The 14798-nt window shown below is 33.4% G+C and carries 7 protein-coding genes; 4 read left to right on the top strand and 3 right to left on the bottom strand.

Annotated features, from left to right (window positions below; genetic code table 11):
* Nucleotides 1-176 precede the first annotated feature (176 nt).
* Nucleotides 177-3050 carry a GEVED domain-containing protein gene (locus tag ABW636_RS21195; RefSeq protein WP_367592100.1) on the bottom strand — a complete coding sequence of 958 codons (2874 nt, stop codon included), beginning with the start codon at nucleotides 3048-3050 and terminating at the stop codon, nucleotides 177-179.
* 593 nt (nucleotides 3051-3643) lie between these two features.
* Between ABW636_RS21195 and uvrA the strand changes: the two genes are divergently transcribed.
* The 4 genes from uvrA to ABW636_RS21175 all read left to right on the top strand — a co-directional run bounded on the left by uvrA (nucleotide 3644) and on the right by ABW636_RS21175 (nucleotide 12912).
* Nucleotides 3644-6484 carry an excinuclease ABC subunit UvrA gene (gene uvrA, locus ABW636_RS21190; protein ID WP_367592099.1) on the top strand — a complete coding sequence of 947 codons (2841 nt, stop codon included), beginning with the start codon at nucleotides 3644-3646 and terminating at the stop codon, nucleotides 6482-6484.
* A 14-nt stretch (nucleotides 6485-6498) separates the two neighbouring features.
* Nucleotides 6499-7188 (top strand): LOG family protein, encoded by a 690-nt coding sequence (locus ABW636_RS21185; protein WP_367592098.1) that lies wholly within the window; start codon nucleotides 6499-6501, stop codon nucleotides 7186-7188.
* A 161-nt stretch (nucleotides 7189-7349) separates the two neighbouring features.
* Complete coding sequence (locus ABW636_RS21180) at nucleotides 7350-10181, top strand: gluzincin family metallopeptidase (RefSeq protein WP_367592097.1); 2832 nt, start codon at nucleotides 7350-7352, stop codon at nucleotides 10179-10181.
* Between the two features lie 316 nt (nucleotides 10182-10497).
* Nucleotides 10498-12912 carry an alpha-ketoacid dehydrogenase subunit alpha/beta gene (locus tag ABW636_RS21175; protein WP_367592096.1) on the top strand — a complete coding sequence of 805 codons (2415 nt, stop codon included), beginning with the start codon at nucleotides 10498-10500 and terminating at the stop codon, nucleotides 12910-12912.
* Nucleotides 12913-13057: 145 nt separating this feature from the next.
* Here the strand turns inward: ABW636_RS21175 and ABW636_RS21170 are convergent, their stop codons facing one another.
* Both ABW636_RS21170 and ABW636_RS21165 read right to left on the bottom strand, forming a co-directional pair.
* Nucleotides 13058-13630, bottom strand: a complete 573-nt coding sequence (locus ABW636_RS21170; protein ID WP_367592095.1) for a cupin domain-containing protein — start codon at nucleotides 13628-13630, stop codon at nucleotides 13058-13060.
* A gap of 468 nt (nucleotides 13631-14098) precedes the next feature.
* Nucleotides 14099-14707, bottom strand: a complete 609-nt coding sequence (locus ABW636_RS21165) for a hypothetical protein (protein WP_367592094.1) — start codon at nucleotides 14705-14707, stop codon at nucleotides 14099-14101.
* Nucleotides 14708-14798 lie beyond the last annotated feature (91 nt).

Genomic DNA, 14798 nt, shown 5'->3' with positions numbered 1-14798 from the left:
CAATATAGGATTGCGTGTGCCTTTTTAAAACACATCTTTTAATCCTAAAATTGAAAAAAATCAACAAAAACCATAATGGATGAAAAAGAAAATCGCCTAAAAATAACTTTTTAGACGACCTCCTTTTAATCATCCTATCTAGTATTTTATCAAAAGTATTAGATACATTACTTATCTTATTTTTCTACAACAACTCTTTCTACCCCACTCTTATCTCCTATCTGACATTTAACCAAATATAGTCCTGTAGGTATTTTTGCACTTAGTGGTAGTACCATTGTATCTCCTCCTTTTTGCACAGTATACGTTGCGATCTTTTTTCCTCTTACATCGTATAATTGTACGTTTATCATACTACTTTCTGTGCTATTGAATCTTAAACTCAATTGTTTATCAAAAATAGGATTCTTTGTAACTGTAAAAAGTGATCGTGTGTTATTTGCCAGGTACGATTTTGAAGCAGCAACATTTACCGTATAATCTTCGTATTCACCATAACGAACATCATTAGTGCCTGTATCACAAGGATTATTTTCATTATCATAATATGATACCAATACTCTCATTCTTGTTGCTCCTGCTTTGGCAGTTTGCGGCACACTAATCGACACATTCCCTTCAAGGTTCGAGGTTTTAGCTACGGTATAGTTCTCACCTGCATCTGCAAAATCCCCATCTTGATTCCAGTCTACCCAGGCATAAATTTCGTCTGTAGCACCTCCTTGATAACCAATAATTGTTACTTTTAGGTTATGATTTGTTCCAACACTTACATTTGCAGAAGAAGACGTATGATCCTCATAACCAGAAGCGCTACGAGTCGATGATTTATTAATACCAGCAAAAGTAACATTCGATATTCCTTCTGGACCTCCGTTACCTGTTGCAGAACAATAAGTAACATTGGTTTGACAAGGTTCACAAGATCCGCCACAGTCGATACCGGTTTCATCTCCATTTTGTATCCCATCGTTACATGTTGGATCAGTTCCTCCTCCCGTAATAGTCACCGTATAATCTTCTACCTCTCCATAGCTAAAAGACTCACATGGAGTAGGTATCCCATTGTACTTCATAGATACTCTCATACGGGTATTTCCGTTGGTAGCAGATGCAGGTACTGTAAAACTTCCGCTTACAGAAGTATCTCTCGAAGCTGCTTTACTAAATACTTGCTCTCCGCTATCGGCAAAATCACCATCTCCGTTATAATCAATCCATACACTATATCCTTCATCATAAGTAGTACTTGACCACGCTGGAGTAATGGTTATTGTATTAGATACTCCCTTAGATAAAGTGGTAGAAAGAGAAGTGTAATCTCCATATCCTCCAGAAGAACCTGTAGTCGTATTACTTATACTACCTAATGCTACTTTACCAATATATTCATCTGCTACACTTTGACCATTAGAAGAACAGTATGTAACATTGGTACAAGGGTCACAGGATCCTCCACAATCTACACCTGTTTCATCTCCATTTTGAATACCATCATTACAAGTAGGTGTTGCAGCACAATTACCACTCGAAGTATATGTTGTCGTACCACAAGCAATGGTAAAAGTATCTTTTACAGTGGCATCTGCTTTCTTAGCTTCCCAGCTTGCTCCAACTATAGTAGAAGTCTCTCTTGTTTGTCCTGCGGCTACGGTAAATTGTGATGTATTATTCGTAAAATACTCTAATGAACAATCTGTAGTATTACTAAAAGTTACTGTTACCTGGTCTCCGGTAGAACAACCACCACAAGTAGTAACACAACTGGCTGCAGAAATATAACTACGTATTTTATCACCTGGTTGTTGTCCAAATCCATTAGCAAAATTGGTTCCTACATCGGTAAGTGCACAATAGCTCATTATAGTTCCTACATTACTTCCTGCAGCTGGTTTAGGAGGTCTTGTGCAATTTCCTTCAGGTGCTACACAACCATCGATAGGCGTATTATTACCATTCCAGGCACATGCTTGTGTATGAGGAGATCCTAGGTTATGCCCTAACTCATGTGTTACTACCATTATCGTTTCAGAAAAAGTAGGAACGTTTTCGAAGGTTTTCTTAATAGAAGATCTTGCATACCCGGTAGTACTGCATAATCCATCAAGAGACATTGCTACTCCATTTGCTCCGCCGGAAGCATAATTAACAAAGTGTCCTAAGTCACCATCAAATGTATTTGACCTTCTATAATTTGCATAGGAATCGATATCAGAAAATGGTTGATTACTTTCCCAAGCTTTCATTCCAGAAAGTTTAATCGTAATCTGCTCGCCAGCATAGATTACCGCTACCTGATTAAACATAGCCTGTATATAATCTGAAGCTCCCTGAACTCCTCCTTTATCACTCACTATATCTGTAGCGATATCAAAGAAAACTTTTGGACATTTATCTATCGCATTCGCTTCATTCGAAAAATTATCATTGAGTTGTTTTTTATTCTTTTCTTTAAAATTAGCATAGTCCCTAACCTCACAAGAAAAATCAAACAGATGGCTGATATCTGTATCAGAATATGCAATCATTTTATTGCTATTCTCGAGTGCTCCTATTACAATATTTCCTGACACTCCTTTTACACTAACGATTCCGGCCATTTCATCTTGGTAAAAACTAACAGCTACCACAGAGTTTTGTTGACCTTTTACAACACCTCTATAATGTAAAATTTGACGGTCCGGAATTACTTCTTTTCCAGAAGGCATCGCAACAACTTTAAAATTATCTGTGGTAATTTGTACTCTAGCCAATTCTAAAGTTAGTGGTGCTCCCTTTTGAGGGATCTCTAAACTCATCGTATTCGCCGGCTTGCTGTGAAAAGAATTAAGCTTATTCTTTTGCATCGAAAATATTGTGTAATTTTTTAGTTCCTTAGGAACCTGGATTTTTGCGTTTCGGTTGTCTACTACCGAAAACAAATTAACGTCTTCAAATGTTGCCCCGGATGCTTTCTTATTCTGAATTAGCTCATAAGGTTTTTCTGGTTTTGTTTGTGCAAAACTGATTGCTGTAAAAAAGGCAATCATAATCATTAAGATGTTTTTCATCGTACTAAGTTTTAGTTTTATGGATTTTTTGAATAGTTATGGTATAGGCGAGGTCAATAAACTATTTAAAAAATCCTGATTGAGTTTGTATTTGCATTGAAAGTACAAAACCTTATAAACACTTAGAAATCAAAACACAACATTGTTTAAAAAAACTTTTTTTAACCTAAATTTAAGTTAAAAACAGTCTAGTTTCCTAGTTAAATTAATATTCTTTAAGATTTTTTGTTAACAAATATTTAGGATATCATTTCCCTATATACCAAAATATTGCCTTTTTTTAAACAAAAAAGCTGCTAAAAAAGCATTTTTGAGATAATAAAGTACTAATTGTTACATCTTTGATCCTTAGATTATCCTTAAAAGCTAATTTTTACTCTATATATTTATGAAGGAAAATTAAGACACTACTTCAAAAACTCATAAAACACTACACGACAATACTTTAAAAAACAATTGATGTAAAATGTTAATACATATATACAAAAGGATATAAAAAATACTTTTAACATGCTATCTTTAGCAAAAGCAAATCAGGTCAATTTCTCAAAACCCTATCAAATAACTACATTTGCAATCTTGGTAAAAATTATATGCGCAAATCAGACGAAAATATTGAAGTATTAGGAGCTCGTGTTCACAATTTAAAAAACATTGATGTTACAATACCCCGTGAAAAATTAGTAGTTATTACCGGTTTATCAGGGTCTGGTAAGTCTTCTTTGGCTTTTGATACAATTTATGCAGAGGGTCAACGAAGATATATCGAAACTTTTTCGGCATATGCAAGACAGTTTTTAGGGGGATTGGAAAGGCCTGATGTCGATAAAATTGATGGACTATCCCCTGTTATTGCTATTGAACAAAAAACCACCAGTAAAAGTCCGCGAAGTACGGTAGGTACTATTACAGAAATCTATGATTTCCTTAGACTCCTATTCTCTAGGGGTAGCGATGCTTATAGCTATAATACTGGTGAAAAAATGGTGAGCTATAGTGATGAACAAATTAAGGATCTTATTATAAAAGATTTCTCAGGAAAAAGAATAAATATTTTAGCTCCGGTTGTTAGATCAAGAAAAGGTCATTATAGAGAATTGTTTGAACAAATTGCCAAGCAAGGCTTTGTTAAAGTGCGTACCGATGGTAAAATTGTAGATATTACCAAAGGAATGAAATTAGATCGGTATAAAACTCACGATATAGAAATTGTGATTGATCGATTACTAATTTCTAAGGACCAGGATAATTCTAAGCGCTTAATGCAAACTATTAATACCGCAATGTATCACGGTGATGATGTATTAATGGTAATAGAGCAAGAGTCTCAAGAAATTAGATTTTTTAGTAGAAGTCTAATGTGCCCTTCTAGCGGAATTTCATATCCTAACCCAGAACCAAATAACTTTTCTTTCAATTCTCCCAAAGGTGCTTGTCCAAAGTGTAATGGTATTGGTAATCTATATGAAGTAAATCAAAATAAAATAATTCCAGACGATACCGTCTCTATAAAAAATGGAGGATTAGCCCCTCAGGGACCTCAAAAAAACAATTGGATATTTAAACAATTAGATCTAATCGCTCAACGATTTGACTTTAAGTTAAGCGATCCTATTCATAAAATCCCTGAAGAGGCAATGCAAATTATATTGCATGGAGGGAAAGAAAAATTTAGTGTTAATAGCAAAACACTTGGGGTAACCCGAGAATACAAAATAGATTTTGAAGGTATTGCTACATTTATAGAAAACACCTATAACAATAGTGATTCTACTTCTCTAAAGAGATGGGCCAAGGATTTTATGGACAATATCGAATGCCCCGAGTGCCATGGTTCTAGATTACGTAAAGAATCACTTTATTTTAAAGTAAACACAAAAAATATTGCAGAACTTGCTTCGATGGACATTAGTGAGCTATCAGATTGGTTTAAAGATCTACCAAATCATATTTCTGAAAAGCAGAAGAAAATTTCAGGCGAGATTGTAAAAGAAATCAATACCCGACTTCGGTTTTTGGTAGATGTTGGACTTACCTATCTCTCTTTAAATAGAAGTAGTAAGTCCCTATCGGGAGGAGAAGCACAACGCATAAGGCTTGCTACACAAATTGGTTCTCAACTTGTTGGTGTATTATATATTTTGGACGAACCTAGTATTGGTTTGCATCAAAGGGATAATGAGAAATTGATTAACTCGCTTATACAATTGCGTGACATTGGTAATTCTGTCATTGTAGTAGAACATGATAAAGATATGATAGAACGGGCAGATCATGTAATTGATATCGGTCCGTTTGCAGGAAAACATGGGGGTGAAATTATAAGTGAAGGTACTCCAACAGAATTGCAATCACATCATACGCTAACTGCAGATTATTTAAGTGGTAAAAAACAAATAGAAATACCACCAAAACGCAGAGAAGGTAACGGAAAAATTATCTCTTTAAAAGGGGCCACAGGAAATAACTTAAAAAATGTAGCAATCGATATACCTCTTGGTAAAATGATAGCCGTTACGGGTGTATCTGGCAGTGGTAAATCAACGCTTATTAACGAAACCCTATATCCTATTTTAAATGCATATTACTTTAACGGGGTACGAAAACCAATGCCTTATAAAAGCATCAAAGGTTTAGAACACGCAGACAAAGTAATTGATATTAATCAATCTCCTATTGGCCGTACACCCAGGTCAAACCCTGCTACCTATACTGGAGTTTTCTCTGAAATAAGAAGCTTATTTGCCAAAACACCAGAAGCTATGATACGAGGATATAAACCTGGACGTTTTAGTTTTAATGTTACCGGCGGAAGATGTGAGACTTGTAAAGGAGGAGGATTAAGAGTTATAGAAATGAATTTTTTACCCGATGTGTATGTCGAATGTGAAACTTGTCAAGGAAAACGATTTAACAGAGAAACACTTGAGATACGATACAAAGGAAAATCGATAGCCGATGTATTACAAATGACCATAAATGAAGCTTGTCATTTTTTTGAACATATTCCCAAAATTGCGAGAAAACTAAAAACCATTCAAAATGTTGGTTTAGGATATATAACCTTAGGTCAACAATCAACTACGTTATCAGGTGGTGAAGCACAACGTATCAAATTGGCAACAGAATTATCTAAAAGAGACACTGGCAATACCTTCTATATCCTAGATGAACCCACAACTGGACTTCATTTTGAAGATATTCGGGTATTGATGGAAGTACTTAATAAATTGGTTGACAAAGGAAATACCGTCTTAATTATCGAACATAATATGGATGTTATCAAAATGGCCGATTATATCATAGATATTGGATATGAAGGTGGTAAAAACGGTGGAAAAGTAGTTGCAAAAGGAACTCCCGAAGATATTATAAAAAATAAAAAAAGCTATACCGCTAAGTTTCTTAAAAAAGAACTTGGTGCATTAAATTAAAAACATAACTATTTATGAGACAAGAACAACACCATAAAGGTTGGAACGAAATAAAAACAAATGATTCATGGGCGATTTTTAAGATCATGGGTGAATTTGTAAATGGTTTTGAAAAAATGAGTAAAATAGGACCTTGTGTATCTATTTTTGGATCTGCTCGTACCAAAACAGATAATAAATATTATCAATTGGCTGTAGATGTTGCTGCCGAAATTGTAAACCATGGATACGGAGTAATAACCGGTGGTGGCCCTGGTATTATGGAAGCCGGAAACAAAGGGGCTCATCTGGCGGGAGGAACTTCTGTTGGGTTAAATATAGACCTGCCATTTGAACAACATGACAACCCATATATCGACAGTGATAAAAGTCTTGATTTTGATTATTTCTTTGTTCGAAAAGTTATGTTTGTAAAATACTCTCAAGGTTTTGTCGTTATGCCAGGAGGGTTTGGAACTCTTGATGAGCTATTTGAAGCAATTACATTAATACAAACAAAGAAAATAGCCAAGTTTCCTATCATACTGGTTAGTACAGAATTTTGGGGCGGACTTATTGATTGGGTAAAAGAAACATTACTCTCTAAGTTTGAAAATATAAGCGCCGGAGACCTGGATCTAATTCATGTAGTAGATACTCCAAAAGAAGTGTTACAGATTTTAGACAAATTCTATGCTCAGTATAATTTAAGTCCTAATTTCTGAAACATATTGCTATTAAATCAGTTCTTAAGAGTACGTCATAAAACAACCATTACAAAGAATAGTAAAATTCTATTGTTTTAGGTTGAAATAATCAAAAAGCAGTAGGGACTATTGTTTGTTTAACGTTCTAATCATAGAACTTTTTAACGTGAAAATATAAGTTGAGAAATATACGAATATATCATTTTGTTGTTATCTTTTTTGCATTACAGACGTTGTTTGCGCAGCATGACATGCGTATGAATGCAGATTTGAATATTCAAAAAAAGATCTTGACAATAACGCAAGAGGTTACCTATAGTAATTCATCTAACGATACACTTGCCAAAATATATTTTCATGATTGGGCCAATAGTTTTTCTAACAAAACCACTCCTTTAGGGAAAAGGTTTGCCGAAGATTTTTTAAAAAAGTTTTATTTTTCAAAAGAAGAAGAAATAGGACGTACTATCATTCAAAACATCACTGATAAAAAACTCAATCCTCTTCAGTGGAAACGTGACCCAGAAGCTCAGGATATATTTTGGATTACCCCCACTACTCCTTTATATCCAGGAGAAGAGAAAACCTTTATTTTAAAATATCAAATTAAATTACCCAGTGCAAAATTTACCCGATACGGATATCTTGACAATGGTAATTTCAACCTAAAATATTGGTACATACTCCCTGCCGTATATGACACCAAATGGAATATCTATAGCCATAAAAATCTGGATGATCTCTATGCTCCTTTAATGAATTATCAAATTAATTTTACAATACCAGTAGGATACAAACTGATAAGTGATCTAAAAGAGCAAAATACTACATCTCTCGAAAATGGTCTTAAAAAAACTATACAACTCTTAGGAAACAATAGAACAGAAGTTAATTTATATTTAGAACAAGGACTTTCCTTTTACGATTTTTCATTAAGTAACGACATACAATTTAGCAGTGATATAAATGGCGATGACTTGTTACCAAAAATGAAATCTGTAGCCATCAACAGAATTTTAAACTTTCTACAAGATAAACTTGGTCCGTATCCTTTTGACAAAATTGTAATTTCTGAAGCAGATTACAAAAATAATCCTGTTTATGGATTGAATCAATTGCCTGATATTGTACGCCCTTTTCCAGATGGATTTCAGCATGAGATAAAGCAATTAAAAATAATAACAGAGAATTATTTAAAAAAGACACTTATTCTTAACCCCAGAGAAGATATCTGGCTACGAGATGCTTTACATATATATCTGATGATGTCGTATACCGAAAAGTATTATCCAGACATGAAAATCATAGGTAAATTAAGTAAAGTTATCGGTATAAGATGGTTTCATATTGCAGATTTAGACTTCAACGATCAGTACTTTTTAGGGTATAAGAATATGGCCAGATTATTTCTGGATCAGCCATTATCTATGCCTCAGGATAAATTGGTAAAGTTTAATAAAAATATTGCGAATGCATATAAAGCAGGGATCGGATTAAACTATCTAAAAGATTATTTGGAAAATGATCAGCTCATTGACCAAAGTATCAAAGATTTTTATACTCAAAATAATTTAAAATATTCGACCTCTAAGGATTACGAAAAAATCCTTAAAGCTTTAGCTCCTAAAAATGTAGATTGGTTTTTTAATGATTATGTAGGGACTAACAAAAAATTAGATTTTAAAATAAAATCGGTTAAAAAAACAAAAGACTCATTAGAAGTTACTATAAAAAATTTAGGCAATAATTCTATGCCGGTATCACTTTTTGGTTTAAAAAAGAAGGAAGTTGTTTCTAAAACATGGGTGATGGGTATCGAAGAAACCAAGAAAGTCAAAATTGCCAGAAATGGGATACGAAAACTAGTATTGGATTATGAACAAAATATCCCAGAAGTAAACAGGCGCAACAATTACAAAAACCTTAAATGGATTTTTAATAAACCTATTCAATTTAGATTTTTACAGGATGTAGAAGACCCAAGATATCACCAGATATTCTTTATTCCAGAAATGGAGTTTAATGTCTATGATGGGTTTACTATTGCTTCTAAATTTTACAACAAATCAATCATCAGAAGAAATTTTGTTTACAGAATATCTCCTGCATATGGATTTAAATCCCGAAAACTATTAGGGTCTGCCTCTGTTTCCAATAGACATCAAATAGCAGAGCATGGATTATATCAGATACAATATGGAGTAAATGGTAGTATGTTTAGTTATGCACCCGACCTCTTATTCAAGCGTTTTTCATCCTCATTTAGTTTTAGATACAGGCCTAAAGACCTGAGGTCAAATAAGAGGCAAAGTCTAAGCTTTAGAAACATTCACGTTTTTAGAGAAAAAGACGAAGAAAACCCTGTCGTAACTCCCAATTATAATGTATTTAGCACCAGATATCGTTATTCTGATTTTAATCTTACAAATTTTTTAGGATACAATATTGACTATCAAATTTCACAAAACTTTAGTAAGCTTTCTACGACCATTAATTACAGAAAATTATTTCTTAATAATCGTCAATTAAATTTACGATTATTTGCTGGGGCTTTTGTTTTTAATGACACCTCAAAAGATGGAAACTTCTTTAGCTTTGCTCTAGACAGGCCTACAGATTATTTATTTGATTATAACTACTTGGGGCGAAGTGAAGACACGGGACTTGTAAGTCAGCAAATTATACTTGCAGAAGGAGGTTTTAAATCCAAACTTCAATATGCTTTTGCCAATCAATGGATAACAACCCTTAATGCCAATACGAATATCTGGAAATGGATTTATGCATATGGAGATGTAGGAATTGTTAAAAACGAAAATATATCCCCAAAATATGTATTTGACGCAGGAGTGCGATTAAGTCTTGTTGCTGATTATTTCGAAATCTTTTTCCCTGTTGTTTCTAATAAAGGATGGGAAATTTCTCAACCCAATTACAACGAACAAATTAGATTTATAATTACCCTAAGTCCAGAAACGCTACTAGGCCTTTTTACACGAGAATGGTATTAAAAAACTAAAATTCTTTGTGTTTCATCTTTTCAAGATTCAAGAGCTTTTGTAAACATCTTTCTTCTAATTAAAAACGCATATTACCTCTTAAGAGTTAAAATAAATATACCTACAGAATGGTTCCTACAACCAACAACACAAAATGGCTTCTTACCTTTTGAGTATTTCACAAACAAACACTAATATTTAACTAAAAAAAAGTAATTTCATAAAGAATCCACGTTTTAATTGCTAAATGTTTAATCTATTTAATACTTTCCGCCTTGGAATTGGTCAGTTTTTTAACTAAATTTGCTAGCACTAAAACATAGTTCACATGCAGCCTGAAACCGTTACTTCATCTAACATTTCGTTCGAAGAATATAGAAGTCAAATACTTAGAGACTATAAAATTGCATTGACAAGTAGAGAATGTAGTTTATTAGGTAGACGTGAAGTATTAACGGGTAAGTCAAAATTCGGAATTTTTGGTGGAGGAAAAGAACTACCTCAACTTGCAATGGCTAGGGTTTTTCGTGATGGAGATTTTAGATCTGGATATTACAGAGATCAGACTTTCATGATGGCCATTGATGAATATAGCATAGAACAATTTTTTGCTGGCTTATATGCTCATACCGATATAGAAAAAGAACCTTACGCTGCAGGAAGGCAAATGGGTGGACACTTTGCAACGCATAGTATACATGAAGATGGAAGTTGGAAAAATTTAACCAAGCAGAAAAATACTAGCTCTGATATCTCTCCTACGGCAGGACAAATGCCAAGATTGGTGGGACTAGCTCAAGCATCCAAAGTATATCGAAATGAAAAAAGTGTTTCCCATTTATCGAATTTTTCGATTAATGGGAACGAAGTTGCCTGGGGTACTATTGGTAATGCCAGTACCAGTGAAGGGTTATTTTGGGAAACTGTAAATGCTGGAGCGGTTTTACAAATACCAATGGTGATAAGCATTTGGGATGACGAATATGGTATTTCTGTACATGCAAAAGACCAAACGGCCAAAGAAGACATTTCGATAATTCTTGAAGGTTTTAGACGTGATAAGGAACATGAAGGATATGAAATATATAGTGTAAATGGTTGGGATTATGCTTCTTTAATAGATGTTTATGAAAAAGCCGAAAAACTAGCTAGAGAACAACATATCCCAGTTATTATCCACGTAAAAGAATTAACGCAACCACAAGGGCATTCTACCTCTGGATCTCACGAAAGATACAAGAGTGAAGAACGCCTAAATTGGGAACGTGAGTATGATTGCAACAAAAAGTTTAAAGAGTGGATTATCGAACATAATATTGCCACTCCAGAAGAATTATTAGAATTTGAAAAGACAGCAAAAAAAGAAGTTCGAACAGGTAAAAACGAAGCGTGGGCATCTTATATCTCTGAAATCAAATCTGAACAAAACGAAGCCCTTACCATCCTAAAATCTATTACAGATAAAAGCGCTAATGCGAGTTTTATAGCACCCTTTATTAAAACCTTAGAAGAGAAGGAAGAACCTATAAGGAAAGATATTTTAGAAGCAACAAGAAAAACCTTAAGATATCTTACTAAAGAAAGTTTTGTAGAAAAAACAACACTTCAAAATTGGGTAAACAACTATATGAAAATTACCCAAGCAAAATATAGTACTCATCTGTATAGCGAGTTTGAATCAAAAGTTACCGCTATTCAAGAAGTAAAGCCACAATATCCAGAAAACCCAGAATTGGTAGACGGTAGGGTTATTATAAGAGATAATTTTGAAGCATTATTTAATAGGATACCCGAATCACTTATTTTTGGAGAAGATAGTGGAAAAATTGGAGATGTTAACCAAGGTCTTGAAGGACTTCAAAAGAAATTCGGAGAAATTAGAGTAGCAGATACCGGTATTCGTGAGGCTACTATTATAGGACAAGGAATTGGTATGGCATTAAGAGGTCTTCGCCCAATTGCCGAGATTCAGTACCTTGACTATATTCTCTATTGCATACAAGGCCTTAGTGATGATTTAGCCTCTTTGCGCTATAGAACATTTGCCAAGCAAAAGGCTCCACTTATTATTCGAACACGTGGTCATAGGCTTGAAGGAATCTGGCATTCGGGCTCTCAAATGGGAGGACTCATCCATTTATTAAGAGGAATTCACATTCTTGTGCCTAGAGATATGGCCAAAGCTGCAGGTTTTTATAACACATTAATGGATAGTGATGAACCAGCAATCATTATCGAATGTCTTAATGGATATAGGTTAAAAGAAAAAATGCCTACCAATTTATCCGAAATCAGAACTCCGGTAGGTGTAGTCGAAACTGTTAGAGAAGGAACAGATATTACATTGGTGTCTTATGGATCTACACTACGCTTAGTAGAACAAGCAGCAAAAGAATTATTATCTGTTGGGATAGATTGTGAGGTAATAGATATACAGTCTTTAATTCCGTTTGATTTAAATCATGATATTGTAAAGAGTATTGCAAAAACAAATAGGGTTTTAATTATAGATGAAGATGTTCCTGGTGGTGCTACAGGTTATATGTTACAAAAGCTAATAGATGAGCAAAACATATATCAATATTTAGATAGTAAACCACAAACATTAAGTGCGCAAGCGCATAGACCTGCTTTTGGTACGGACGGAGATTATTTTAGTAAACCATCTGCAGAAGATATATTCGAAAAGGTATACGAAATAATGCACGAATTTAATCCAACAGATTATCCTGAGCTTAGATAATTTTATAGGTTTTTAATGATAAATCTGCTTGCCTAATAGTTGCAGAGATAAAATCCTACATAATTATTTTATCGGGGGGGGTACACATATAATTTATGCAAAGGCATTTTGGAGCGACAAAAAAACTAATAAATCTTTATTCGTTCTAATACCTAAAAGAGTGTCCGTTTTTAATCTCTTTTTCTTTATGGGTGGTAATCGAAGTTCCTTCTACTCCAGCATAAAAAACAACAATCTCTACTGGCTCTTCACTTTCATTTTGGCCAAAGTGCCAGGTATCAACAAGCTCTACAAAAGAATCTCCTGTTTTTAAATGTAGTTTTTCGTTAGCTTCACTAATTATCACTAATTCTCCTTTGATTATATAACCAGCACTAATAACAGGGTGCTTATGTATATCCAGTTTTGTCCCAGGCTGCACAATATATTTCAAAATGGTAATTTCAGGATTTCCTGTAGGGTATCTAGGTAAGCTATTACCATTCCAACTGGTTAATGTTTTGGCAAGTCTAATTTCTCTTGCTCCTGCATTGTTAGGCTTATAATTAGATAATGAGTCCCATTTAGGGTGGTACGGAAAAAAATCCTTTAATACCTCGAGCATTTGCTCTTTTATAGTTTCTTTTACTTGGCCCCTTACAGTTTCTATCAGTGCCTGTTCTTCCATATAAGATTGATATCCTAAGGAATCTATTTTTTTTTCTGCTAATATTGACATAAAAGTTTGCGTTTTTAATAATATCCTTCCTATAACAAAAATATATTGTCACTTATTTTAGGTCAAAATAAGTTTAGCAATTTTTTAACCTATCTGCAATATTCATTATACAGGTGACAATATTTATTTTTAGAATTACTCCTCTACTTATCAACACAGTACATTTTATTTAACTACGCTAACCTCCCTTTTCTATATTATTTTTTTAACCCAGTTTTTGCATTTCAAAAACCTAAATTTTCACACTTTCTATCTTTTAAATTTCATTAAACCAAAGCTGTATCTAATACAATTCTTACTTTAACACAAATGGAAAACGTAAAAACCATCAAAAAATCACAATTAATCATCTTAAAAAGAGGAGGTATACTTAATGTAGGTGAACCAAATTGCAATGACAGCTCTAAGAACGTAATATACCGCCATGTTTAGATTAAAGTAATGAGTTTAATACAAAGTACAGTTATACTAATAAAATTCTTCAATTTTTAATCGTTTACCATCTTTATAAGAGATTACAAAAATCCTTTTGTCAAACCCAGATCCAATTAATGCTTTTCTAAAATCTTGAGCTTCTGCCAAGGTTTCAAAAATACCCAAACTCATTTTATACAAAGAAGTATCACTATAAATAAGAGCGTTGGTGAATTTTTCTGAAATAGCAGGTACATTTTTAGAACTAAAAGCCTTTAGTTGAACAGAATATATAGTATCCTTATTAATTAAACTTCTATAAAGGTATAAATCTTTAATCTTCTCTAAATCATCTTTCTTTTTTTGTAAATCTTGTAATCCTTTTTGAGTAGAAGCCAACTTTTCTTTTACCATAGAAAGCTCACTTTTCTCATTCGCTCTATCTGAAGAAGATTTTTTAAGGTTAAATGCATTGGTCACCAAAAAAACAGTAACCAGAAAAAAAACTAAGGAAACTAACCTAAATAATCTATTCGATTTCTTCCTTTTCTTTAATTCTTCTGATTTTTCTTCTAGAAGATCTTCAAGTTTTTTCTGTCTAACTTCTGCTTTCTCAATTTGATAATGTAAGTATAAAAGATCTTCATCCTTAATAGACTTCATTGTTACGGGGGGTTGAGTTATTATTCATACTTTTAAAATACCAAGCTATTCTAAAATTTCTATTATTCAGACCATTAAAAAATTAAAACTA

Source organism: Aquimarina discodermiae (assembly GCF_040786235.1).
In the GTDB taxonomy this organism is placed as follows: Bacteria; Bacteroidota; Bacteroidia; order Flavobacteriales; family Flavobacteriaceae; genus Aquimarina.
This window is presented reverse-complemented; position numbering and strand designations above follow the sequence as displayed.